The organism is Weissella cibaria KACC 11862, assembly GCF_000193635.1.
In the GTDB taxonomy this organism is placed as follows: domain Bacteria; phylum Bacillota; class Bacilli; order Lactobacillales; family Lactobacillaceae; genus Weissella; species Weissella cibaria.
The window spans coordinates 99,416-123,073 of record NZ_AEKT01000049.1 but is presented as its reverse complement, the minus strand read 5'-3'; the positions used below and the strand labels follow the sequence as shown (position 1 = coordinate 123,073).

At 45.1% G+C, this 23,658-nt stretch carries 24 protein-coding genes; 15 read left to right on the top strand and 9 right to left on the bottom strand.

Annotated features, from left to right (window positions below; genetic code table 11):
• Positions 1-61 precede the first annotated feature (61 nt).
• The 4 genes from ESE_RS0110430 to ESE_RS0110415 form a co-directional block, all read right to left on the bottom strand.
• On the bottom strand, positions 62-448 hold the full coding sequence (locus ESE_RS0110430; protein WP_123157476.1) for a hypothetical protein: 387 nt from the start codon (positions 446-448) through the stop codon (positions 62-64).
• Positions 426-1,742 (bottom strand): Y-family DNA polymerase, encoded by a 1,317-nt coding sequence (locus tag ESE_RS0110425; protein WP_010375061.1) that lies wholly within the window; start codon positions 1,740-1,742, stop codon positions 426-428. The genes ESE_RS0110430 and ESE_RS0110425 overlap by 23 nt, the downstream gene beginning before the upstream one ends.
• Before the next feature lie 169 nt (positions 1,743-1,911).
• A complete protein-coding gene (locus tag ESE_RS0110420; RefSeq protein ID WP_010375060.1) occupies positions 1,912-3,765 on the bottom strand; it encodes an FAD/NAD(P)-binding protein in 1,854 nt (617 codons plus the stop codon).
• Positions 3,765-4,430: an NAD(P)H-hydrate epimerase gene (locus ESE_RS0110415; RefSeq protein ID WP_010375058.1), complete on the bottom strand. Its 666-nt coding sequence runs from the start codon at positions 4,428-4,430 to the stop codon at positions 3,765-3,767. The genes ESE_RS0110420 and ESE_RS0110415 overlap by 1 nt, the downstream gene beginning before the upstream one ends.
• Positions 4,431-4,678: 248 nt before the next feature.
• Between ESE_RS0110415 and ESE_RS0110410 the strand changes: the two genes are divergently transcribed.
• The 5 genes from ESE_RS0110410 to ESE_RS12395 all read left to right on the top strand — a co-directional run bounded on the left by ESE_RS0110410 (position 4,679) and on the right by ESE_RS12395 (position 9,095).
• On the top strand, positions 4,679-5,017 hold the full coding sequence (locus ESE_RS0110410) for a hypothetical protein (RefSeq protein WP_010375057.1): 339 nt from the start codon (positions 4,679-4,681) through the stop codon (positions 5,015-5,017).
• A gap of 125 nt (positions 5,018-5,142) precedes the next feature.
• Positions 5,143-5,847, top strand: coding sequence for an MIP/aquaporin family protein (locus tag ESE_RS0110405; RefSeq protein WP_010375056.1), 705 nt, complete (start codon positions 5,143-5,145; stop codon positions 5,845-5,847).
• 429 nt (positions 5,848-6,276) lie between these two features.
• Positions 6,277-7,896 carry a peptide ABC transporter substrate-binding protein gene (locus ESE_RS0110395; protein WP_010375055.1) on the top strand — a complete coding sequence of 540 codons (1,620 nt, stop codon included), beginning with the start codon at positions 6,277-6,279 and terminating at the stop codon, positions 7,894-7,896.
• Between the two features lie 12 nt (positions 7,897-7,908).
• Positions 7,909-8,826 (top strand): proline iminopeptidase-family hydrolase, encoded by a 918-nt coding sequence (locus ESE_RS0110390; protein WP_010375054.1) that lies wholly within the window; start codon positions 7,909-7,911, stop codon positions 8,824-8,826.
• Between the two features lie 128 nt (positions 8,827-8,954).
• A complete protein-coding gene (locus tag ESE_RS12395) occupies positions 8,955-9,095 on the top strand; it encodes a hypothetical protein (RefSeq protein ID WP_010375053.1) in 141 nt (46 codons plus the stop codon).
• A 59-nt stretch (positions 9,096-9,154) separates the two neighbouring features.
• Here ESE_RS12395 and ESE_RS0110380 read toward each other — a convergent pair whose 3' ends face one another.
• On the bottom strand, positions 9,155-9,640 hold the full coding sequence (locus ESE_RS0110380; protein WP_010375052.1) for a phosphatidylglycerophosphatase A family protein: 486 nt from the start codon (positions 9,638-9,640) through the stop codon (positions 9,155-9,157).
• Positions 9,641-9,741: 101 nt separating this feature from the next.
• Positions 9,742-10,653, bottom strand: coding sequence for an NADP-dependent oxidoreductase (locus ESE_RS0110375; RefSeq protein WP_010375051.1), 912 nt, complete (start codon positions 10,651-10,653; stop codon positions 9,742-9,744).
• A 214-nt stretch (positions 10,654-10,867) separates the two neighbouring features.
• Between ESE_RS0110375 and ESE_RS12290 the strand changes: the two genes are divergently transcribed.
• From ESE_RS12290 to ESE_RS0110350, 5 genes are all read left to right on the top strand, one after another.
• Positions 10,868-11,026 carry a hypothetical protein gene (locus ESE_RS12290; RefSeq protein WP_153280280.1) on the top strand — a complete coding sequence of 53 codons (159 nt, stop codon included), beginning with the start codon at positions 10,868-10,870 and terminating at the stop codon, positions 11,024-11,026.
• 126 nt (positions 11,027-11,152) lie between these two features.
• Positions 11,153-12,517 carry an MFS transporter gene (locus ESE_RS0110365; RefSeq protein ID WP_010375048.1) on the top strand — a complete coding sequence of 455 codons (1,365 nt, stop codon included), beginning with the start codon at positions 11,153-11,155 and terminating at the stop codon, positions 12,515-12,517.
• A 144-nt stretch (positions 12,518-12,661) separates the two neighbouring features.
• On the top strand, positions 12,662-13,576 hold the full coding sequence (locus tag ESE_RS0110360; RefSeq protein ID WP_010375047.1) for a GRP family sugar transporter: 915 nt from the start codon (positions 12,662-12,664) through the stop codon (positions 13,574-13,576).
• Positions 13,577-13,698: 122 nt separating this feature from the next.
• A complete protein-coding gene (locus ESE_RS0110355; RefSeq protein WP_010375046.1) occupies positions 13,699-14,136 on the top strand; it encodes a hypothetical protein in 438 nt (145 codons plus the stop codon).
• 276 nt (positions 14,137-14,412) lie between these two features.
• Positions 14,413-15,738: an APC family permease gene (locus ESE_RS0110350; protein WP_010375045.1), complete on the top strand. Its 1,326-nt coding sequence runs from the start codon at positions 14,413-14,415 to the stop codon at positions 15,736-15,738.
• A gap of 43 nt (positions 15,739-15,781) precedes the next feature.
• Here the strand turns inward: ESE_RS0110350 and ESE_RS0110345 are convergent, their stop codons facing one another.
• A complete protein-coding gene (locus ESE_RS0110345; protein WP_010375044.1) occupies positions 15,782-17,170 on the bottom strand; it encodes an amino acid permease in 1,389 nt (462 codons plus the stop codon).
• Positions 17,171-17,648: 478 nt separating this feature from the next.
• Between ESE_RS0110345 and ESE_RS0110335 the strand changes: the two genes are divergently transcribed.
• The 5 genes from ESE_RS0110335 to ESE_RS0110315 all read left to right on the top strand — a co-directional run bounded on the left by ESE_RS0110335 (position 17,649) and on the right by ESE_RS0110315 (position 22,425).
• Positions 17,649-19,067: an APC family permease gene (locus ESE_RS0110335; protein ID WP_010375043.1), complete on the top strand. Its 1,419-nt coding sequence runs from the start codon at positions 17,649-17,651 to the stop codon at positions 19,065-19,067.
• A gap of 143 nt (positions 19,068-19,210) precedes the next feature.
• Entirely contained in the window at positions 19,211-20,200 is a 990-nt protein-coding gene (locus tag ESE_RS0110330) for an asparaginase (protein ID WP_010375042.1), read from the top strand.
• Positions 20,201-20,259: 59 nt separating this feature from the next.
• Positions 20,260-20,685 carry a YdbC family protein gene (locus ESE_RS0110325; RefSeq protein ID WP_010375040.1) on the top strand — a complete coding sequence of 142 codons (426 nt, stop codon included), beginning with the start codon at positions 20,260-20,262 and terminating at the stop codon, positions 20,683-20,685.
• 230 nt (positions 20,686-20,915) lie between these two features.
• Positions 20,916-21,608 (top strand): hypothetical protein, encoded by a 693-nt coding sequence (locus ESE_RS0110320; RefSeq protein ID WP_010375039.1) that lies wholly within the window; start codon positions 20,916-20,918, stop codon positions 21,606-21,608.
• A gap of 115 nt (positions 21,609-21,723) precedes the next feature.
• Positions 21,724-22,425 (top strand): demethylmenaquinone methyltransferase, encoded by a 702-nt coding sequence (locus ESE_RS0110315; protein WP_010375038.1) that lies wholly within the window; start codon positions 21,724-21,726, stop codon positions 22,423-22,425.
• Positions 22,426-22,482: 57 nt separating this feature from the next.
• On the opposite strand, the gene ESE_RS0110310 is transcribed toward ESE_RS0110315, so the two are convergent.
• Together ESE_RS0110310 and ESE_RS0110305 are read right to left on the bottom strand one after the other, a co-directional pair.
• On the bottom strand, positions 22,483-23,052 hold the full coding sequence (locus ESE_RS0110310; protein ID WP_010375037.1) for a cysteine hydrolase family protein: 570 nt from the start codon (positions 23,050-23,052) through the stop codon (positions 22,483-22,485).
• A 75-nt stretch (positions 23,053-23,127) separates the two neighbouring features.
• Positions 23,128-23,505: a PaaI family thioesterase gene (locus ESE_RS0110305; protein WP_010375036.1), complete on the bottom strand. Its 378-nt coding sequence runs from the start codon at positions 23,503-23,505 to the stop codon at positions 23,128-23,130.
• Between the last annotated feature and the right edge of the window lie 153 nt (positions 23,506-23,658).

The window sequence follows — 23,658 nt, the reverse complement described above, 5'->3', positions numbered from 1 at the left end:
GGTTCGTACTAGTACGGACGGATTTTTTTGCGCTTAACAAGCCTAAAAAGCCACCATATCGTCATTTGCTAGCCCACCATAATTGGTCGAGCGGGATATGAGCATTGCCGATAATTACGGCTGACTCAGTGTAACCCGTGACTAAGCCGGTAATGATTTCAGGCACCACACCATCAGTAGCGCTGAAATTTTGTTGCACATGGACAATTTCATGCCGTCCGTACGCATCAAAAAGTAACGCGGTAATGGCTGCTAAATCCATTTCTGGCATTCGTCGTCGGGTGGCCGCCTGCGCCGCGGCCAATTGGTTTTTATGAACATCTTCAGTGTGGTCAGATAGGTAGTAGCCTTGCCATTTCACCATGCCTCTTTCATGATAGTCATGTGCGAAGAAGCGGGCAGCTTGGGCAAAAATATCGATATCATCATCCATAAGCGTTACCGCCATTGTGGCCACCAACTAACCCGATGCGATTTAGCATCGTTCCACCAGCGACGCTAGAACTTTTAAAGACAGCGCCGACGCCAAATTTTTGTCGAATCGTATCGATGACGCTGTCAATTTGGCGTTGCTTCATGTTAATCGTCACAGGGGTGAAGAGGTCGATTTGCTCCACGCCATCAGGAGCCAAGCGACCAGCGCTGACGTAAATGTTACGAACAACCTCACCATCGTAGTGGGTGCGAAAAATTTCGCGTAGGGCGTTGGTAATGGGGAGGCTTAGATTGGTGGCGTCAATCGTTACCTGGCCACTAAAACCATGATTCGGGCCGGTCGTACGATAGCCAAAGCCAATGCCTAAACTGATTTGGCTAGCCACGACATGTTTTGCACGCAACCGACTAGCTACTTGTTCACCGATTTCGCGAATGACAACTTCGATTTCAGCAGGGTTATCGTAATCGCGAGGCAAAACTTGGCCGTTGCTAAAGGAACTTTCTTTGACGTGATATTTATTACTGAGCCGACTGCGATCGACACCCCAAGCTAGCGCATATAATTCAATCCCTTTGACCCCGAGCAGTTCCCGGAGCCGATAAGGATTAAAAGCGGCTAAATCACGCATCGATAAAATGCCTAAACGGCGTAAGGTTTTGGCAGTACGGCTACCAATACTCCAAACGTCATCGAGCTTGGTAATCGGCCATAAATGCTCGGGAATTGTTTCGTAGTGCCATTCCCCAATTAAATCCTTGTTATGTTTAGCTGAAATATCGAGGGCCATCTTAGCCATCGCGGGATTATCGCCAATGCCAACCGTCAAATAAATGCCGGTTGCATCGTGAACGGTTTCCTGAATGAGACGGGCCATGTTGCGAAGTGTTAACTTGCGCCCAAATTTTGATTCGATATAGCGCCAACTGTCCGTTAAATCGAGAATGGATTCATCAATTGAATAGATATGTAAATCTTCATCAGCGACAAATTGTCGATAGATGTCGTTGATTTGTTTATTTTTTTGAATGTAGTAATTCATGCGTGGTTGGACGATAGCCAAACGTGGATCACGAGGAACGTCGCGTTGACGCATCACATTGGATACACCAAGGATTTTTTTAGCCTGTGGTGACGCAGCCAGGACGAGACCACCATTTGTGTTTTCTTGCTGGCTCATGACCACTAACAAGGACTTGAGGGGATTTAATCCTAAATCAACACTTTCCACACTGGCGTAAAAACTTTTGGAATCGATTACCATGACAGCACGCCGTGGTTCGTTAGCATACACATTATGACTCATAAGCAAGGCCTCAAAATGATATATTAGGTTTATCCTAACGTTAGGATAAACCTAATATACACCCTTTAGAAAATCTTTGCAATTGTAAGAATGCCTGTATGACAACAAAAACGCCCATTATGGCTGACATTGCTGTCTTAGCCATAATGGACGTTTTAAAAATTCTTAATTACTTACCGAAGATACGGCGGGCGATGTTTTCAGCATCGCGCAAGTTCTTATCGTTAACCCCTGAACGAGGAGCAAACGTTGTGAACCATGACCAACCTTCCGTTGGGACACCCCAAATGAACAAACCATCAACTTCGTTATCGTTAGCATCGATAACAGTCAAATCTTCCTTGTTCATACGGGTACCACCAACAACATAAGTTGAACCGTCAGCCTTTGTGTACTCGGCGGCACTCAACAAACCACGATCACGCAAGTTGGCAACCAAAGGGTTAGTTGATGCAGCTAATGACACAGGGAACAAACGTGCTTCTACCAAGTTGTTGACCGTCCACGTGTTGCCACGGTTATCCGTTGCAACGTAGTGGTCATCACGGACAGAAACTGCCAAGCCAGGGCCAGCAACTTCCAAGACACCAGCTTCAATCAAAGCGCGCATTTGCTCAACACGTAGGACAGGAGGTCCAACGGAAATCAATGAGTTAAATGGGTTGAACTTTGATAGGAACTTGGCATATTCGTCAGATGACAAGTAGCCAGCATCCAAATAGTGACGAATGATACCACGGACGTCACGCAACATATCAAAGGCACCGGCATAAGGTGCATCGTTGTTACCTTGGTTGGCATCGTTAATATCCCAAGTTAGGTAATTCATCATGAAGTCACTGTATTCAACTTCAGCTGGTACATCATCAACGGGGTTCAAAATACGATCCCAATCCATGATGTATTCTTCAGAAATGCCGTACTTACGGGCAGTTTCATTCAAATCATCACTGGCTGCCAAAGCATCCATGAATTCGGCAGCGTTGAATGGCCATGTGACACCAAAGTCGTTAATTGTGTTTTGATAGTGCTTGTATTCCAATTCCTTACGCAACAACGTAAAGAATTCGTCATAGGTAACTTGACCGTTTGACTTTTCAGCCAACTTATCCAAATTTTCTGACGTAAAGAATAGTGGTTGATAACCTTCAGCCGCAACCTTTTGGTTAACACCACGTGCGTGCATAGGCAAGCCCTTGCGAGAACCAGCAATCATGTGAGGTTCCTTACCAGATGGTAGGTAGTACATCACACCGTTGTTATCGCGAGCGAAGCGACCACCACGGCTGATTGTTAACTTAGCAATGTAGTCGAAGAAGCTCAATCCCAAACCACGTAAAACAACTTTTTCACGGGCTGGAACAGCATCGAGGTCGGCTTCTGAAGGGTGCGTTGGGGCAACGTACAACATGTTAGCATTGCCTGCAGCGGCATCAGCGAAAGCTTGCTCTTCATCGTTCAAGCTGTTGTCCACGTGACCCAATGCCATCACCACTTGATCAGCAATGATGGTATCAGTGCCGTCGATAGTGACCGTATATTGATTATCTTGCTTAACAACATCAGTGACACTGCGACGTTCATATGACAATGTCACATTTGCAGGGACGTGAGCACCAAGGTGTTCAAAGAACCATTGGCCATACACACCAAACAAAGCACGTGACGTGAAACGGTTAGGGTTGATACGCGTCAACTCATCCAAGAAGTAAGCTTCATTCTTGAAGTCGTGCATCTTCACGTATTCCTTACCGAACGTGACAGACCATTCATAAAAATTAGGACCATACAACGCGGTAGAAGCGTGGTTAGGTACTGAAGGATCAGTAAACAACGTCAATTGTTGTGTAACAGTGTTCATCAAGAAAGTTGGGTCTTGATCTGGGTTCCAAACACGACCACCGATAGGAAATGGGTCGTATAGGGTGATGTCAACAGGCTCGGTCGTTGACTTGGCGTGCGCCATTAGACGCTCAACCAAAGACAAGTTACGTGGACCAGCCCCGACTAATACGATATTCATTAGTTCTCGCTCTCTTCCTGTTTAAATTCTGCTAATTCTTCCGGTGAATAAATGCCAATGTCTTTCACATAAATATTGCCGGCGCGTTTTAGGCCTTCGTTTTGCAACAACCCTTGCTTAGGATAGGCGAAAGTAACAGTTGCGGTGGCACGAATAGCAGAGCCAAGGATTTCTCCAGTAGTTGCGTGCAAACCAGATGGGACATCAACAGAGACAACCGGAATATTAGCGGCATTTACTCGTTTAATAATATCACCAAGTTTGCTTGGAACGGGCTTAGAAAGGCCTATTCCAAATAGCGCATCCACGATGACCGTGTAATTGCGGAAATCACGGACACGGTTTTGGGTGTGAATACCATAGCCACGGGCAATCTTAAGTTGCGTGGCTGTGTTAGCGGTAGCACGATTTTCATCACCAAGAATCAATAGGTCGACGTTAACACCTTTTTGAATCAACATGCGTGCAATGGCGACACCGTCACCACCGTTATTACCAAGTCCGGCGATAACAAGCACGTTGGCTAAATCAAAGGTACCGGCTGCCAAAACTTCAATGGTGGCCATTGCGGCGCGTTCCATTAAAACCAAGGCGGGAACACCGATTTCTTCCATTGTATAACGGTCAAATCGTTGCATCTCTTGTGCGGTTACTGCTTCAACCATGAAAAGTAACCTCCTTATAGTAGATTAAATGTTATCGATAACGTTGTTTTGGACATTATCGGGTTATCTGGCAGTGTTAAGCAGGTGCTGCGAATACGTCAGATAACGGTGACTGGACCTGGTCAGGGGCCTAAAAGCCCTAACATGACCAGTCTGCTTTATTATATCGCAACTCACTGCTAAAATGTGTTTAGTAACGTGTTTAATTCTGAACACAAAGTAAGTCACTGAAAGAAGGAGTAAAGATTATGAACGAGCATTCAATTCCTGAGGATATGACACAGGTTGCGGATCGTGTCGCATTGATGGCCGCACGTGGCTTTCCAGTCAGCGAGGATGATGTCATTAAGGAAGCCTTGAAGCTTGGTTTCCAAGATATTGTTGATGAACGCATGGAAGGTAACTACTATACAGTTCGTTGGGATGAAGAATTTAATGCCTTGCAAGTCTTTGGCATCGAAAATTCATTCGAAGGTGAGGCAAAGCCAGAAGAAGGTAAGCCCTCATTCATTGAACAATTTAAGGCAAACTCAATGAATGCTTGGTTAGCGTTGGATCGTGCAGCCAGCAAGATTATTGGTCGCTAATATTAAAATTACGTTAACGGCGGAACTTTAAAGCTGAATTTAAGTCGGTTTTTGTTATATAGTAGGGTCAGAATTTTTTAATTTTGTACAGTCGTACAAAGTATATCTCGAAGGAGTTTTTAATCATGGAAAACATGCGCAAGTATCTTGCCGAGTTCTTCGGAACTTTGATGTTGGTTGCCATGGGTACTGGAGTTGTTATCTTCGTCGGTACTCAAGCTGGTCCATTGCCAGTTGCTTTGGCATTCGCCATCGCGGTTGCAGCCGGAGCATACGCTTTTGGCCCAATCTCAGGTGGTCACTTTAACCCAGCCGTTTCTTTGGCACAAGCCATCAACGGTCGTATCTCATGGGTTGAATTTATTGGTTACGTCGTTGCCCAAATCATTGGTGCTTTTGCTGGTTCAGCTGTTATCTTTGGCTTCATGAAGGCCTTTGGTGCAACTGCTGCAACAATCAAGCAAGTTGGTTTTGGTCAAACAGACTACAACACACCAGTTTCATTCTTGTCAGCTACGTTGATTGAAGCATTCTTGACGTTTGTCTTTGTTTTGGTAATCTTGATGGTTACGTCAAAGAAGAACGCTGAGAACTCAGCTTTGGCACCAATGATCATTGGTTTGACGTTGGGTGCATTGATCATGCTTGGTTTGCAAGCAACGGGTGGTTCATTGAACCCAGCTCGTTCATTGGCCCCAGCCGCATTCTTTGCAATGTTCGGTTCATCAACTGCATTGACTCACATCGGTGCCTACATCGTAGGTCCTTTGCTTGGTGGTGCGGTTGCAGCCGTAATTGCTAAGTTTGGTCTTGGTTCAGAAGAAGACTAATTGTTAAATAATAAACCGCCCATGACGCGTGAACTGGTCATGGGCGGTTTTTGTATACGGTGGCGCTTAATTTAATTAGAAAAAGATTAGAATGAAGTGTTGACACTTATCATAAACTGCGTATACTTAGAAACATCAAGAAAAGGGAGGACGACGTCATGAAGAACGTGTCTGTTGAAAAATTGAATGTTATGACGTTGGTTGCCCCAATTATTATTGCGATTATTATTATTATTTCGCAGTGATGGTTGGCTTTTTGAGATGCTTGCTAGCCATGAAACTGCTACACAGTTAACATGGCTAGCCAAATTTAATTACTTTGTAAACGAGTAACGGCTAGTATTTTGCGCAGAATACTAGCCGTTTTTTTATATATTTTTGAGCTCAAACTATTACTCGTCCCACCCAAATTATAGGAGCGTGTAGGTTATGAATAAGTTTGTTAAGAATTCAGTATTGATGTCAGTTGCTTTGGTTGCAGTTGCAGGTGCTAGCACACAAGTGGCGCATGCGGCCGGTAAGGAATTGAATTGGACGTTGACGGGGGACTTGAAGACAACAGATCCTTCAAACGTAGCGGATATCCCATCACAAAATGCGGTGCAAGCCACTGGTGAAGGATTGTATCGTGTTGGTACAAGTGGACAACCAGAATTGGCGGCCGCACAATCAGTAGATGTCTCAGATGACGGGTTAACGTGGACATTTAAGTTGCGTGACAATTTAAAGTGGTCCGATGGATCACAATTAACGGCGCATGATTTTGTTTGTAGTTGGCAACGCACAAACAATCCTAAGACGGCGGCAATCGGATCGATGTTCTTTAGCGGTATCAAGAATGCGGATGCTATCCAATCAGGAAAAGTTACTGATATGAACCAATTAGGCGTGAAGGCCCTTGATGACACAACGTTGCAAGTCACGTTGGATCGGCCGTTGCCACAATTGAAAGCTGAGTTGGCGATGATGTACTTCTTCCCAGAAAAGGAAAGTTTTGTCACAGCGACTGGTAAGGCGTTCGGAACGACGGCTAAGGATTCATTAGCAAGTGGTCCATATGTCTTGAAGAAGTGGGATGGCTCAAGTTCAACATACCAATATGTTAAAAATCCTTATTACTGGGATGCCGATGCTGTTAAGACGCCAGCTGTAAATGTCACCACAACGGCAGATGCGACGACAAGTTTCAATTTGTATAATGCCGGTAAAGCTGATTTTGCGCAGTTAAATGCTACCCAAGCACGTAACTCTAAGCACAAGCATGGGTTTACGACGGTTCATACCGCAGCGACAACTTATATGACGATGAACCAAAAGAATCCAGTGTTGAAAAATGTGAAGTTGCGTCAAGCGATGTCTTATGCAGTAAATCGTGAAAAGTTGGCGAAAAACGTGCTAACGGGGGCTGCTGAACCAGCCAAGACCTTTGTGGCAAAGGGATTAACGAAGGATCCAAATACGGGTAAGGATTTTGTCGACACGGCCCACACGAAGTACGTTAGCTATAACAAAGCGGAGGCAGCTAAGTTATGGGCTGCTGGTTTGAAGGAAACGGGTAAGAAGACCGTGAAGTTGACCTTGTTAACAGGTGATACGGATGCGGCTAAGCAAACAGGACAATATCTACAGTCACAATTGGAAACGAATTTGAAGGGCTTACAAGTGAGTGTGAAGTCAGTGCCCGCTAAGCAGACTAGTGCGTTGACCAAGGCAGGAAAATTCGATTTGGGACTCTCGACTTGGAACGCGGATTACACGGACCCAGTCGATATGCTACAAACATTGGTTACGGGGGCTTCATGGAATTTGACGGGTTGGTCTGATCCCAAGTATGACGAGCTATATCGCAAGGCGACGGTCACGGATGCTAATGATAAGGCGGCACGTTACAAGGATTTGGTTGCTGCTGAACAATATGCTGAAAAGCAGGGTGCGGTTGCGCCACTGACGTACTCAAAGATCACGGCGTTACAGAATCCAGATGTTAAGGGTGTTTACGTCAATCCAGTCGGGGGAACCTTTGATTGGAAGCACGCTGAAAAGAAATAGGGGGATGATTGGATGACAAAAGATGGCACGCACATTTTATCGCTTGAGAATGGCTATCATTTATGGTCGCGTACAGATGGTACGGGCAAGCCAATTAAATTGCTGACGTTGCACGGTGGACCGGGCGCTGGGCATGAACCATATGAGCGTTTTCCAGAATTTTTAAATCCGGATGGTGTCGAAGTCACACAATATGATCAGCTGGGGGCTTGGTATTCAGACCAACCAGATTTTGATGATCCGGCTAACGTTGAACGATTTTTAAATTATGACTACTATCTAAATGAGGTAGAAGAAGTTAGGCAGCAATTAGGTTATGAAGATGGTGAATTTTATTTAGCGGGCCATTCATGGGGTGGATTATTAGCGCAGGAATATGCGTTGCGCCACCCGGGCGTCGTCAAAGGACTTATTATTATTTCAATGATTGATAATATTGATGATTATGTAACGAACATCAATGCCATTCGAGAACATGAATTCGATGCTGATGTCGTAGCGTTTATGCGTGAAGTTGAAGAACGGGGTGAATGGGATAATCCAACCTATCAAGCCTACGCCACGCAACTTGATCAGGCATATATCACGCGTCACCCAAATGCACCGCATCATCAGATTAGTACAATGGGTACGGCCGTCTATAATCATTTCCAGGGAAATAATGAATTTGTGATTACTGGCGAATTGGCCCATTGGTCGGTTGCAGAGCGGCTACATGAAATCACGGTGCAAACGTTACTAACATTTGGTGGCCATGAGTCAATGCCATTGTCAGTAGCGCGGGAGATGCGCGATAAAATGCCGAATGCGCGGTTGCGTGTCACGCCAGATGCTGGACACGTCCACATGGTCGATAATCCAGAAGTATTTTTCTATAATCTGCGACATTTTATCCAAGATGTTGAGACGGGCACTTTCCAACCAGATTAATTACGGCTAGCCCGTTCGTGAACTTGATTTAACAAACCGGTAAAAAAGGACTACACTATAAGGGTAGACATACACGCCGGGCCAATCACCTGACGCGCAAATTAAAAATGTGCTGGAGGTATGGATTTATGTCACAGAAGAATAAGTTGAAGAAGTTGTTGGAAAAGAAGGGGATTGAGTCAATTAACGTTGACGGAACACCAACACCTGTTCAAAGTGCTAAGGAGATCGATTTGATCGAAGCTGCCAAGGCAAACGGCATTATGTAATTGATAAATGAACAAAAATAAAGCCAGACACACGTGCCTGGCTTTATTTTTGTTCATTTTTAATCGTGCGCAATCCGGGCTTGGGCGGCTGCGGCAATTGCTGATACGATATCATCAATAAAGGTGTTCACACGACCGCCAGCGTGTTGCTCGTCGTTCAAACGACCAACGATACCGGGCTTTAATCGGTCGAGGTAGCCAAAGTTTGTCCAAGAAATGGTGCCGTAAACGCCAAGGATTGACATAACCAATTGCTCATCAATGCCGTAAGTACCATGATCACGGTCGATGCGACCTTGCAATGGTTGTGGCAATTGTCGAGCTTCCGCCAAGTCGTCAATTGCGAGACCGGTCATCACTGCATCTTGTACTTCGGTTTTGTGTAGGACGTGTTGTACTGAGTCAACGGCGTCTGCCATTGTTAGGTTGGGAATGATGGCCTTTTGACCGAACAAAACCAATTCGCCGATGTCTTCTAAGTTTACCCCGCGTGCGTTTAGCATCGCCACGACGTCTTCGTAATAGTCACGTTCTGTGAATAGCATAGTAATTTCTCCCGGAAAAAAGTAATAGTTCCATTATAGTCAATAACAAAAGCGAACGGTGTTTCACATGAAACATTCGCTCGCTTAAATTTTACGTTTAATTAAAAGGTTAAGACAACTTTACCAGCAGCTGAACCTTGACGAGCAGCAGCATGTGCGTCACGCAAGTTAGCTACAGTGAATGGCTTAATTTCGCCAACCTTGACGTTGATTTTGCCAGCGACCATATCGGCGTACAAAGCTGCCAGGTTAGGGCGCTTACCCTTTAGGTAAGTGTGTTCAGCATCAATGTCGAATGCGCTCATGGCTTCGTCATCGTAACTTGTTAGGTTGCGTAGCTTACCACCTTGCTTCAAAATCTTAGCAGATTGAATGGCAACGGCCCCGCCAATTGTGTCCAAAACAGCATCGAAATCAGACAAGTCGTTTTCATAAGCTGTGTGATAATCAACCGGTGTGACATCACCAAGTGACTTCAAGTAGTCGAAATCAGCTGGCTTAGCCGTTGCGTAGACTACCGCACCACGGTTCAAGGCAGCTTGAATAGCAACGGATCCAACAGAACCGGCCCCACCTTGAATCAAGACTTTTTGTCCAGCCTGAACGTCTAAGTCATCAGTAATCATTTGATAGCCAGTAGCAGCACCGATCACGGCAGCTACCGCGTGTTCGTCATCTAGTTCAGCTGGCACCTTGGCAACTGCAGATTGGCCAACGGGAACTTCTTCAGCGTAGGTTTGGTGGTGGCGCGTTGCGGCGACACGGTCACCGACTTGGAAATCCGTGACTTCTTCGCCGACGGCAATAACTTCACCAATCACGCTTGATCCAGGAATCAATGGGAGCTTATCGGCTTCACCGGCAAGTCCTTGGATAAACTTTACATCGTAAGGATCGATTGCAACCGCGTGGTTCTTAACTAGCACCTGCTTCTTCAAAATCTTTGGTGTTGGGGTGTCAATTTCTTCAAGTACATCAACGTCACCAAACTCTTTAATTTGAACTGCCTTCATGATACGAATACCTCCTCGTTTGACCAATCTTGATTTAATGACTTCATTGTAGCTTGTTTTATTGGGGATGTACAAAATAAGGTGATTAATTTGCCGGTATAGACCATTAAATTTTTTGACGTTCTGACAAAATTAATACAGCTGAAATCGTTTACAATGCCTATGTGCAGGCCTTATTATTAATACATACAAAAGGAACGTAAAGGGGGAAACGATGATGACATTATTTATGAGTGCAATGAGTTTGGGAGCTGCAGCCGCTGCAGCTATTGCTTACATCATCACGTTCCGTTTAGAGGATAAGGAAGACTTGGACTCTGACATTGAACAAGTTGATTCAACAGTAGCTACCAAGGTGGCAGTACAACATTAGTTAATGAAGCGCGATACTACAAGGCGGTCATAAGATCGGTTGTGGTATCGCGTTTTGATTTGCAACGTTTTTTAAAAAGGCATACACTTATTCTTCGTGAGTTTTAGAAAAAGGAAGGTAAGTAGCGTGTCGAAAGAAATTAAAATCGCGTTATTGATGGCAGCAAGTTTGTTTATGGATGTCATGGATGGCACGATTGTAACCACGGCTCTGCCCAAGATGGCCCAAACGTTTAATGTTAGTGCGGCGACGGCGAGTTTGTTGGTTAGTACATATATGATTGCCGTGGCTGTTTTCATCCCATTGAGTGGCTGGTTGGCGCAACGCTATGGTAAAAAGAACATTTGGTTGTGGGCGGTTGTGCTCTTTACGCTAAGTTCCTTTGGTAGTGCAGTAGCGCCCAACTTTACCGTGCTATTGATTATGCGAATTGTACAAGGAATTGCGGGGGCTATGATGACGCCAACGGCCCGGCTAATGGTGTTGGAAAAGACACCGGCAGATCAGCTGTTGAAGATGATTAGTTATTTGGTCTGGCCGTCATTGATGGCACCAGCTGTGGCGCCAGTTATTGGCGGTATGTTCGTGACATACTTTACTTGGCACTGGATTTTCTTGATTAATCTGCCAATCGGCTTGCTCGCTTTTTTGATTGGCGTACGGTTATTGCCACGTGATGATCAGCAACAACCACGGCCGTTTGATGTGCGTGGTTTCGTTGAATTAGCGCTGGCGTCAATGGCGTTGCTGACGGGTGCTGAAATGTTAGCACGTACAGGCGTGGTTGTCTGGTACGGTTTGATTATGGTCGTTATTGGTATTGTGTTGGGCGTAAATGTTTACCAGCACTTGCGCCGAGCTGAACATCCATTGTTCTCGGTGGCGACGATGAAGGTACCGACGTTCCGAGTGTCGCAAACTGGTGGGACGCTATTCCAAGTTACCATTGCCAGCTTGCCATACGTCTTAACGGTGCTGTTGCAAACGGTCTTTGGTTGGTCAGCGGCCCGCGCAGGATGGTATGTCATCTTTATTTTCATTGGTAACATCGGCATTAAGCCGTTTACGAATCCAATTATTCGTCGCCTTGGCTTCCGTGGGGCATTAATTGCGTCATTTTTGATGTTGATATTGAGTTCATTTGGATTGGCGCTGGTTCGGCCGCATACGACAGCGATTGCGATTATGTTCCTGGCACTCGTTTCGGGTGTTGGGCGGTCGTTGGCCTTTACGTCATATAATGGGCTACAATTCACGGATGTTGCCCCAATTCACCGGAACGGGGCTAATACCTTAACGGCTGTGACGCAGAGTCTTGGCCAAGGCTTGGGTATTTCATTGATTACGGTGATTATCCACATCTTCCGTCATGGTATGACACTGCAAGGCGCCTATGCATGGGGCTTTGTCGTGCTAGGGATTTTTGCCATTGTACCGATGATTGAAGTGATGTTGCTACCTAAAAATGCTGGTGAAGCGGCAATTAATTAAGTGTCATAACTAGACCAATCCAAGAAATGGTATACGCCAATTCTTGGATTGGTCTATTTTATTCCCTTTTTAATTTAACGGCATAAAACCCGGTGCTATAGTAATTAACGTTGATAAAAAAGAGTTGAAAGAGAGAAATGGTACATGTCAATTATGTATGCTTTGATTCCCGCCGTATTGTGGGGAGTAATGGGAATTGTAAATGGATGGGCTGGTGGTCGTGTCGCAAACCAAATTTTGGGTGGCGCGCTTGGTTCGCTGGTCTTCTCAATCGTAGTTGGCGTGTACGCCTTGTTTGAGGGACCAACTTGGCCCGTTGTCTTCAGTATGGCTGGTTTGACGTACGTCTTATCAGGAATCGCTTGGGCTGCCGGAACGAGCTTCCAATTAGCAGCCTTTAAGAAGATGGGTGTTTCACAGGCGTCTGGTTTGAATACAGCTGGCCAAATTGCGGTGAACGCGTTGGTTGGTGCAGCAGTATTTGGTGAGTGGCAAGGTGCCCACCAGTGGACAATTGGCTTGTTAGCCATTGTTTCCGTTATTATTGGTGTTTTCTTGATTTCAGGTAAGCCATCACACTTGAATAAGGATGGGGTACGGTTAACGATCATTTCAGTCTTTGCTTACATGATTTATTTCATGATTCCAAAGACAGTTGCTTTGTTACACTTGGTCCACGTTGATACAGGTACGTTGCACAACACGATGGCCTTGTCGTTGCCCATCGCCATCGGTCAAACAATCGGGGCTTTGGTTTTTGGTATTTTCATCTTCAATGGTGGAAACTTCAAGTTGCCATTATTGACGAAGGAAACGGCAAAGAATGGTTTGGCTGGTATTATGTGGGGAACTGGTGAGGTGATGATTCGTCTTGCTGTCTTGAACCCTGCAGTTGGTCAAGCGAAGGCCTCAACGTTGTCACAGATGGGCATTATCGTTTCAACGTTGGGTGCGATTTTGATCTTGAAGGAACGTAAAACAAAGACGCAAATCATTGGTATTGCCATCGGGGCCCTCTTCGTTATGTTGGGCGGTATTCTAGTAACGCTTGCTGGTTAAATTGAATTAATAGTAAAAGTCTTAACTGTCAGAAATGTGGTTAAGGCTTTTTTACGCTCTTTATTATTAGCAATTCTGACTGCGGTATAATGGTTGCTAGTACAGATTAGACGAGGTTAATCATGAAAAAATTAGCGTGGATAATCAGTGGTCTCCTCTTTTTAAGTATCCTGATTGGGTTGGTGGTTTGGTCGCAGACGCAACCTAAATTACCAGTGGCATCACAAGTAGATTTGCGGGTTAACTTGCAACCAGGATCCGCGCATGCGGTTGCGTCACAATTAAATACCTACCAACGTCGCGTATTAAAACTGTCGCAGGGGATGGTTACGTCGGCCAATGCAACCGATGATCAGAATCGTATTATATACACCATCCGGACAACTAATGTGTCAACAGAACTCATTAATTTTGGCTTGAAGCATGAACAAGCGCAGGTACAGAAGTTAACGGATAAGGTGCTGGGGGCCATGCGGGCTGGTGGGGTAACGCAGCCTGGATTAGAAATTCGAATTCTAAATCAGTCTGGGGATGCATTGAAGATATTAAAAATAGAATGAGAAAACCTATTGCACAAACGATGAGATGATGATAAAGTTCTAATCATACAAAAACGCCAAAAGGAGGGCAGACTTATGAATAATCGAATTAGCACAGCTATCATCATGACGACGTCCTCTGACTCAACCGTCCAGTTTAACGGTTGAGGATTTTAGCGTACAAAAATTATTAAGCGCTTAATCGAACACGCAATCGTTAACTGACGAAATTTTCGTCGAGACGATTGCGTGTTTTTGTGTGATATTGGGTTATTTTGAAAGTAGAGGGTATAGGATATGGCAGGGCAAGAGCATCATTTGAAACGGACGATGGGTGTTTGGACGGGTATCTCGATTGTAATCGGAACCGTTATCGGATCGGGAATTTTTTTCAAGCAGGGACAAGTGTTGGAAACGGCTGGTAGCACAACACTTGGGTTACTCGCTTGGGTTGCTGGTGGGGTAATCACTTTGGCAGCCGGGTTAACGATTTCAGAAATTGGCGCGCACATTCCCCAGACCGGTGGTATCTATATTTATATGGATAAGTTGTACGGTAAGTTTTGGGGCTTTTTGACCGGCTGGACGCAAGTTGTAGTTTATGCGCCGGCAATTGTGGCTTCTATTGCTGCATACTTCGCGTATCTGTTTGCTAATTTTTTTGGCCTACCAGATAGTGCGGTGATTTGGGTTGGATTGGGAACATTAGTGCTTATCACATTGATGAATTCGCTAGATAATCGAATTGCTTCGATGTTCCAAGTCGCTACGACCAGTATTAAGTTGATTCCAATTGCAGTCTTGATGGTATTTGGTTTGTTTTTCGGTAAGGCTGACGCACTGGGTCAGACGGTTACCCAGCTATCATCAACGGCAACGGGAAACTTTGGTATGGCCGTTTTGGCAACGTTGTTTGCTTACGATGGGTGGGCAACGCTGACCAATTTGGGGGGTGAATTAAAGAACCCACGGCGTAATATTCCCCGTTCAATTATTGGGGGTATTTTGATTGTTATGTTGGCCTATGTTGGTGTTTCATATGGTGTGTACCGTGCGATGCCTGCCGATCAAATTGTTAAACTTGGCAATAATGTGACTTATGAAGTAGCAAAGTCGGCCTTCGGTGAGCTAGGCGGTCGTCTACTATCGATTGGTATTTTGATTTCAATGGCGGGAACTTTGAATGGTAAGATGTTAGCTTTCCCACGTATGGTGTATGCGATGGCTGAAGATGGCATGTTGCCCAAGTTCTTAGCCCGTTTGAATAAAGCGCAGGCCCCGGTTGGCGCTTTGTGGACCACAGCTGTTTTAGCCGGTGCGTTGATGTTTACGTCAAAGGCAGATTGGCTATCAGATATGGCTGTGTTCGTCATCTGGTTGTTCTATACGGCAACATTCTTTGGTATTTTCATCTTACGTATTCGTAACAAACGGGCCGGTTTGGCACGTGATCCGGAAGTGTTTAGCGTACCGTTATTCCCGTTTGTGCCTTTGGTGGCTATCTTAGGTGCGTTGTTCATCTTGATTAATACGTTGATTTCTAGTTTTACAATGGTCCTCATTTCGTTTGTGTTTGTGGCTGTTGGTATTCCGGTTTATCTATACTATAAAAATAAGCAATAAATCAAAAAAGCGTCCCCGCATCTGCTGCGAGGACGCTTTTGATTTATTGCTTGTGCTTGTTCGTTGCGAAGAAGAATAGTGATAGCAACACGAGGAAGCCGGCTCCAATTGAAACTGAGATGCGTGTTTCAGGATTGATGAACATAAAGATGACAATCAAGACCAAAGCGAAGATTGCGAAGTAGTTCGTCAATGGGTAGAGTGGCATTTTGAAAGGGTGATCCTTAAGTAATTCCTTGTTTGAACGGCGGAAGCTAAGTTCTGACCAAAGAATAACGAACCAAGGCACCATACCAGGTAACACACTTGAACTATAAACCAGGACAAAGATGTTTGCCGTTGACTTACTATAAAGTGATAATACCGTGTTCAAAATCAAACCAAGTAAGATACCACCTGAAATGGCCAAAATTGAAACGTATGGGACGTGGTGTGAAGATAGCTTTTGGAAAACACCAGACGTCTCCTTGTCGCGTGACAACTTGAATAGCATACGACTTGAACTGTAAATGCCTGAGTTGGCGCCTGACATGGCAGCCGTCAAGACCACGAAATTAATGATTCCAGCGGCACCAGCAATTCCAACCTTTGAGAACGTTTCAACGAATGGCGAGCCAACGGCTGCCAGTTGGTTCCAAGGGTAAATCGTTACGATAACGAAAATGGCCCCGATGTAGAAAATCAAAATACGCCAAACAACTGACTTAACTGATGAGACGATAGCGTGACGTGGGTTGGCAGCTTCACCAGCTGTGATACCCAACACTTCGATTCCTTGGTATGACCCAACGATAATTGATAGTGAGAAGATGAATCCCTTCACACCACCGGTGAAGAAGCCACCATGTGACCACAAGTTTGATAGGCCAAGTGCGTGCCAGTGATTACCCAATCCTAAGAAGATGACCATCACACCCAATACAATCATCAAAATGATCGTGACAACCTTAATCATGGCAAAGTAGAATTCCATCGTGCCGTATGCCTTGGCTGAAGCAAGGTTCGCTAGCGTCAAAGTGGCAATAACGACCACGCCGGAAATCCAACCAGGTAGGTTTGGCCACCAGTAATTGAGATATTGGCTAACCGCGATAACTTCACTGATACCAACGACAATATATTGGAAAACGTTACTCCATTTTGTAAGATACCCAGCAAGCGGGTGAATGTAATTGGTTGCATAATCAGCAAATGATCCGGTTGTGGGGTTGATGAAAATCATTTCACCCAAGGCTCGCATCACTAAGTACAGGAGCAAGCCGACGAAAGCGTAGGCTAATAGGACGGAAGGACCAGTCCATTTAATTGTTGAAGTTGAACCCATAAATAGGCCAACCCCGATGGTACCACCCAAGGCAATCATCTGCATTTGATTTGACGTTAGCGACCGTTGTAACTGGCCGTCAGGTAATTTATCTTTGTTCTTTGCCATATTCTTTTTCTCCTAAGCATACAAAAAGACCGTCCAACTAGCCATGCACCGCAATGGGGTGTAGAACTGATTGGACGGCCTGTTAACAATCTTTATTTAACAGTACTTTAAAGAGCCCAACCAGCCAAAATGGTGGTTGAGGTGGTGGTCGTCGTGATGACAGTAATGCTGTTGTGACGGTATTGCTTAATCATAATGATGACCTCCATTTCTTTCTTGTTAGTACTTAATGATTAGAAGTTTATCATTATTACTAAAGGTACGCAAGCTAAAAAGGCATTCATTATATTTTGCATAGTCGATAATCATTTATGAAAAGTATTTAATAATAATGCGTTAAGTTCCGAAAACTGGGCATTTGTGGTGGTAAATTCAGTTGACAGTAACTGGTTTTGAATGTAGAATTATCACATTATTTTCTAATGATTGAATGAGTAAATCTAGTAGCTAGATGAGTAGTTGAAACGAGGAAACGTTTATGGAACAAAAGGGTTTGTTCGCGCGCATGGCGCGCAGAGAAGATCCGCGAAATTACGCGGATAAGGACGGCCATCTGAAGCCTGTGCTCGGATTGCGTGAAATGATCGCAATGGGAGTCGGAACGGTTGTGGGTGCTGGTATCTTTACGATGCCAGGTATCGTGGCGGCTGATTACGCAGGACCAGCGGTTGTTATTTCATTTATTATTGCAGCAATTATTGCCGGTTTATCAGCCTTGGCTTATTCAGAATTTGCATCAGCGATGCCATATGCGGGGTCAATCTATTCATGGGCTAACGTCATTTATGGTGAATTTGTCGGTTGGCTAGCCGGTTGGGCGGTCCTAGCAGAGTACTTGATTGCCTTGGCGTTGATTTCAGCATCGTGGTCATCATATTTCCAAGGTTTCCTATCAAGTTTTGGTATTGCGTTACCAAAGGCGTTGACGACATCGTTCTCGCTAGGTAACGGAACGTGGTTCGACTTGTTTGGTGCCTTGGCGTTGTTGGTTGTTGGTCACCTGGTTTCACGTGGTGTGAAGGGTGCCGCCAAGGTTGAAAACTGGTTGGTTATTGGTAAGATTGCGGTTATCGTTTTGTTCATCGTAGTGGGTGCTACTGCTGTCCAGTTGCAAAACTGGGTACCATTTGTACCGAAGCACGTGCCCGGAACAAACTTCGGTGGTATGCACGGTGTCATGATGGGAGCTGCGCAAGTCTTCTTCGCATACATCGGTTTCGACACAATTGCTGCCAACTCAGCCGAAGTTAAGAACGCACAAAAGACAATGCCGCGTGCAATCGTTGGCACGTTGTTGATTGCAACAGTTTTGTTCGTTGGTGTTGCAGCCGTTTTGACGGGTATGTTCCACTACACGAAGTTTGCTGGTAATGCTGAGCCGGCCGCTTGGGCATTGCGTCAATCAGGTCACTTGTTTACAGCGAACTTGTTGTCAGTTGTGGCGTTGGTTGGTATGTTCTCTGGTTTGATTGCCTTGATGATTGGTGGGTCACGTTTGGTTTACTCATTTGGACGTGACGGTTTGATGCCAAAGGCTTTTGCCAAGTTGGATAAGAATGGGTTGCCAAAGAATGGTACATTGGTTTTGACAATTTTGGCCGTCGTGTTGGGCGCCGTATTCCCAGTTGGGATGTTGGCAAACTTGGTTTCTGCCGGAACGTTGATCGCCTTTATCGTCGCCTCAGTGGGTGTTTTGAAGTTGCGTAAGCGTCAAGATATTGACCACTCAGGTTACAAGATGCCATGGTACCCAGTGTTGCCAATTATTTCAGCATTGGCTTCAATCGGTTTGTTCGTTTCTTTGAACAAGGATGCCTTGATTTTGACCCTTGTTTGGGTCGTTGTAGGTGCGTTGGTATACGTGGCCTATGGCGCAAAGCATAGTACCAAAGATTAATATTAAGAATTAAACGGGTTTAGCAACGTTGGTTGTTAAACCCGTTTTTATTTGCGGATATGCTGAAATTAATCGCAATAGACAATGCGGTCTGTGCGATAATGTAAGGATATCTAGAAAGAAGCGTAGGGGAGGGTAGTAGCGTGAAAGAAGTGCTAGTACTGACAACGGGAGGCACAATTGCCTCAACAAAGACGGAGAACGGGTTGGCGCCTGGGTTGGCGGCGGAAGTGTTAGTCAGTTATTTTGAACGTCGACCAGGGGTGAATTTGTCCGTTGAAAACGTGATGAGTAAGGATTCGACTAATATGCAACCGGAAGACTGGGTTGAAATTGCGGAACGAATTCAAGCGCATCACCAGGCGTACGACGCCTTCATCGTGACGCATGGTACGGATACCATGGGCTACTCGGCTGCTGCTCTGTCATATTTGCTGTATGGCTTTGATAAGCCGGTTGTTTTGACGGGATCGCAAGTGCCACTTGGTATGGCTGAAACCGACGCGGTGCGTAATCTACACGATTCGTTAACGTTTGCTAGCCAAACGGACCTGCAAGGTGTTTATTTAGTCTTTAATGGTCTTGTTATGGCGGGAACACGGGCAGTGAAGACCAAATCAAAGAGTTATGATGCGTTCGAAAGTATTAATTATCCGTACATTGCTAGCGTATCAGAAGGTAACATGGTGCCGTTGTACCAACCTGAACCTGAAACGCCGGTACTGACACCTAGCATTAATCTGGATACCAAGGTGTTTGTACTTAAGGCGTTTCCGGGTCTAACGGTCGATATTTTTGATTATTTGGCCGCTAATATGCATGGTGTCATTATTGAAAGCTTTGGTAATGGCGGTCTGCCATTCGAGCGTCGCAATCTTATTCCGGGTGTTGAAAAATTGACGGCAGCCGGTATCCCAGTTATTATTACGACCCAGATTTTAGAAGAGGGACAAGATATTTATCTCTATGAAGTGGGCAAGCGGGTTGCGGATGCTGGTGGTATTACGGCTGGTGATATGAACACCGAAGCAATCGTGGCAAAACTAATGTGGGTGCTAGGTCAGACGCGACAGCTTGAGACAGTTCGAACGCTTATGCAAACACCAATCGCGCACGACTTAGATTTTGTATAATACAATTAGTGAGACAAAATTTGCCTGTTACAGGCGTTACAAGCAGAAATGAGGTTGAAATGGCTGATTTGAAGTATGAAATTTTAGAAGAATTGGGGACGCTCTCAACGAGTAAGTCTGGCTGGGAGATGCAATTAAATGTCGTGCAATGGGGTGCCAACAAACCGAAGTATGATTTGCGAACGTGGTCACCGGATCATGCCAAAATGGGTAAGGGGCTAACGCTAACCCGCGAAGAAGTTGAAAAGTTGCATGATTTATTGGGACAAGTGCTTGCGACAGGTGATGGCCAATTTGAGATGCCTGAGGTGGTTGAATCAGAACCGGCGGTCGCCACACCAACTGATAAGCAGGTGAAAATGCAGCAACCAGCTGCGCATGATTATTTAGCGGATATGTATTATGCCGACAAAGTGGCGGCTGAATCTGAAGCAGAGGCGGAAGCGGACGCGCGACCTAAGTGGGGTCGTTTGGGCGATTTATGAAATTAAATTTTTGTTGATTATGCTGACTGTTATGCAGATTAATCATCAAAGTATAAAATACGAAACGTGATTAGACCGGTGCTACTGGCTAATCACGTTTTTGTTTAACCCGTTTATTGTTAACGGTGATGGTACATTTTTTGCATGATAGTTGTGCAGAAATGCCCTTGTTCCGGGGCTTGTAGTCCGCTAGACTGAGCTATATTAGCGACTTTTTGGGGGATGAAAATATGCGTTTAGTAGTGTTGGAAATGGATTGTTTGGCCGCGGGCAGTGTGAATTGGGGACGAATGGTGGCAGGGATGTTGTCGCAAGGTGTGACAATGGTTGTGATTCCGGATGCTAGTCAGCATGTGTCGGCCGGCTTGCCACAGCAAATTGGCGACGGCATTTTACCGCGTGATGGCGTATCGCAATTGCGCGCAGACAATCCGCTAGTGAGTTTAGAGGCGGCGTTTCGTGAATTTGGGGAGCGGCCAGTATGGTCTTGGTCAGCGACGACGCGATTGCGTGATGTTGAAAGAGGTGTTGGCATCATACATTTAGGCAAAATTGATGCAGTTTGGCATCGTGCAGTGGGGGAGGGGAGTGAAGCGCACATTTTTGATTTAGGTGCGACGGTGTTGGTGATTCCGCATGTGTCACAGACACGTAAACCGCAGGTGCAAGAAGAAGTGAAGCAACTACAAGATTATCTCCATGGTCAAATTAAACCGATGATGATGTTGCCGCCATTAGAGTGGATGCCACGATTACGCTTACGCGGTTGGGTACGATGCGACGTACTGGCGCAACAAAAAGAAGCGGATGTAGCCAAATTAAGACCAATCGTCATTGATTATGACTGTGATGTATTGATGTTAAAGCGTTGGCGCCTATCAGGTGATACAAATGATACTGGGGTGTTTGTTTCGATTGCCTAATTAAAGCTTATTGCCATATACAAATAACGTGACAATGGATTTGAGATGTCGCAATGCGTCGCCTGGGTAATCGTTGTATAATGTAAGTACACTAAAAATGATTGAGGGATATGACATGAACAAAGCGCCACAACGTGTCCAAGGCATCTTTGATGGTTTGGCAAAAGACTATGACAAGATGAACGATATTATCAGTTTGGGGACACACCGCAGTTGGCGTGCCAAGACGATGGCGTCAATCGATATTCCAAAGAATGGCCAAATTTTAGATGTTGCTGCTGGAACGGGTGACTGGACGATTGCGTTGGCTAAAGAATTAGGTGATAAGGGCCATGTGACTGGGTTTGATTTGAGTTCAGAAATGTTGGCTGTCGCCCGCGAAAAAGTTCGCGAAGCCGGCGTGAGTTTTTGGGTAACCCTAACGCAAGGGAATGCCATGGAACTACCATATGAAGATGACACCTTCGATTTGGTAACGATTGGATTTGGTTTGCGTAACTTGCCAGATGCTGAAAAGGGGATGCAAGAATTGTATCGTGTATTGAAGCCTGGTGGTCAGTTGGTTGTCTTGGAAACATCACAACCTGACAATCCGGTTATCAAGCCATTCTGGAAGATGTACTTCAAGGGTGTGATGCCGATGATGGGTAAGGTGTTTGCTCATGATAAGGATTCATATGACTACTTGGAAAAGACGACAGAAGAATTCATGTCATTTACAGCTTTGGCTGACTTGATGCGTGAGACTGGTTTCAAGACGGTTGCCTACCAACGTTTTAATTTTGGAGCAGCTGCAGCGCATTTTGGGATTAAATAATAATGAGAAAAAGCCACTTTGGAAAATTTGTCCAAAGTGGCTTTTCTAATTTTTGTTCTAGTCTAGATTGTAATTAATATCCGGTGTCACGGTTGCACCGAGCACGTTCTTGAAGTGCCAAAGTGCCCAACGGTGACCTTCTTGGGTAAAACTTGCGACGCCATCGGCATGGACGGTAATGTCGTAGTTCAAGTTGTAGGCGTCGACCGCTGTGTGCAAAATGCAAATATCGGTGTCGACCCCGGTCAAATGAATATCCTTAATATCACGTGATCGCAAATAATTATCCAAATCAGAATTAGCGAAACTGCTGTAACGATTCTTAGGATAAATCCACACGTTAGCATCGTCCTTGTGCGCAGCAACCCAATCAGCAAGGACGCCATAATAGTCGCGGCCTGGTGTGTTGGCGACGTTGTGAGCTGGATACAATTTTGTCTCAGGGTGATAGGGGTCATTTGGTACGTGTAAATCAGTTGGCAAAATGACGGCATCACCGTTAGCTAAAAATTCATCAGCAAGTTCGACCAATCGTGGTGCGAGTGCTTGAGCTGTCTCCCCGGCAGTTAATGGTCCCTCTGGTGCGACGAAATCATTTGTGTAATCAATAATCAACAAAGCCTTCATGGCAATCTCCTCTAGTTGAACTGAAAAATGACGTTTCTGTTTGTTGACTATTATACGTCGCGATTAGCAAATCACCTAGCGCCGAACGGGAATAATCATAGCCGTTAATGTTGATGAGGAAGTGTGCTTACCAGTTTCGACAACGAATGTATCGATTTGCCAAGTTTGGATTTGACGACCAGCGTGAATTGGCTTGGCGATGGCGCGCAATGTGCCTTCTGTCGCTTGTGCGATGTGGTGCGTGTGAATGTCCAAGCCGACAGGTACTTGCTTGGTGTTATCAAGGCCGTAGTTGGCGCCGAAGCTACCGGCTGTTTCGGCAAGCAACGCATTGATACCGCCATGAACAATGCCGTATGGTTGCTTAACTTCATCACGGATTGGCATGGTCAAAATGACTTCTTCCGCGGTTAGTTTTTCAGTAGAAATGTTTAAATATTCAATTGCATTCATTGTGATAATCAACCTTTCAATTTAAATGTATGTATTTTGTATGTACACCAAAATAAAGCGAACACGAACAAAAAGTCACACAAATGGTTAAAGTGGTAAATATAAGTTTAACGAGTTTTTGGAAAAATGGGTAGAAAAAAGCTATAATTTAAG

Excerpts from the sequence above, each read along its gene's own strand:
- ESE_RS0110350 (WP_010375045.1), top strand. The coding sequence starts at position 14,413 with ATGGCAGGGCAAGAGCATCATTTGAAACGGACGATGGGTGTTTGGACG.
- ESE_RS0110325 (WP_010375040.1), top strand. The coding sequence starts at position 20,260 with ATGGCTGATTTGAAGTATGAAATTTTAGAAGAATTGGGGACGCTCTCA.
- ESE_RS0110360 (WP_010375047.1), top strand. The coding sequence starts at position 12,662 with ATGTCAATTATGTATGCTTTGATTCCCGCCGTATTGTGGGGAGTAATG.
- ESE_RS0110430 (WP_123157476.1), bottom strand. The coding sequence starts at position 448 with ATGGCGGTAACGCTTATGGATGATGATATCGATATTTTTGCCCAAGCT.
- ESE_RS0110355 (WP_010375046.1), top strand. The coding sequence starts at position 13,699 with ATGAAAAAATTAGCGTGGATAATCAGTGGTCTCCTCTTTTTAAGTATC.
- ESE_RS0110310 (WP_010375037.1), bottom strand. The coding sequence starts at position 23,052 with ATGAAGGCTTTGTTGATTATTGATTACACAAATGATTTCGTCGCACCA.
- ESE_RS0110420 (WP_010375060.1), bottom strand. The coding sequence starts at position 3,765 with ATGAATATCGTATTAGTCGGGGCTGGTCCACGTAACTTGTCTTTGGTT.
- ESE_RS0110405 (WP_010375056.1), top strand. The coding sequence starts at position 5,143 with ATGGAAAACATGCGCAAGTATCTTGCCGAGTTCTTCGGAACTTTGATG.
- ESE_RS0110335 (WP_010375043.1), top strand. The coding sequence starts at position 17,649 with ATGGAACAAAAGGGTTTGTTCGCGCGCATGGCGCGCAGAGAAGATCCG.
- ESE_RS12290 (WP_153280280.1), top strand. The coding sequence starts at position 10,868 with ATGATGACATTATTTATGAGTGCAATGAGTTTGGGAGCTGCAGCCGCT.
- ESE_RS0110305 (WP_010375036.1), bottom strand. The coding sequence starts at position 23,505 with ATGAATGCAATTGAATATTTAAACATTTCTACTGAAAAACTAACCGCG.
- ESE_RS0110380 (WP_010375052.1), bottom strand. The coding sequence starts at position 9,640 with ATGCTATTCACAGAACGTGACTATTACGAAGACGTCGTGGCGATGCTA.
- ESE_RS12395 (WP_010375053.1), top strand. The coding sequence starts at position 8,955 with ATGTCACAGAAGAATAAGTTGAAGAAGTTGTTGGAAAAGAAGGGGATT.
- ESE_RS0110425 (WP_010375061.1), bottom strand. The coding sequence starts at position 1,742 with ATGAGTCATAATGTGTATGCTAACGAACCACGGCGTGCTGTCATGGTA.
- ESE_RS0110390 (WP_010375054.1), top strand. The coding sequence starts at position 7,909 with ATGACAAAAGATGGCACGCACATTTTATCGCTTGAGAATGGCTATCAT.
- ESE_RS0110315 (WP_010375038.1), top strand. The coding sequence starts at position 21,724 with ATGAACAAAGCGCCACAACGTGTCCAAGGCATCTTTGATGGTTTGGCA.
- ESE_RS0110320 (WP_010375039.1), top strand. The coding sequence starts at position 20,916 with ATGCGTTTAGTAGTGTTGGAAATGGATTGTTTGGCCGCGGGCAGTGTG.
- ESE_RS0110415 (WP_010375058.1), bottom strand. The coding sequence starts at position 4,430 with ATGGTTGAAGCAGTAACCGCACAAGAGATGCAACGATTTGACCGTTAT.
- ESE_RS0110395 (WP_010375055.1), top strand. The coding sequence starts at position 6,277 with ATGAATAAGTTTGTTAAGAATTCAGTATTGATGTCAGTTGCTTTGGTT.
- ESE_RS0110410 (WP_010375057.1), top strand. The coding sequence starts at position 4,679 with ATGAACGAGCATTCAATTCCTGAGGATATGACACAGGTTGCGGATCGT.
- ESE_RS0110345 (WP_010375044.1), bottom strand. The coding sequence starts at position 17,170 with ATGGCAAAGAACAAAGATAAATTACCTGACGGCCAGTTACAACGGTCG.
- ESE_RS0110375 (WP_010375051.1), bottom strand. The coding sequence starts at position 10,653 with ATGAAGGCAGTTCAAATTAAAGAGTTTGGTGACGTTGATGTACTTGAA.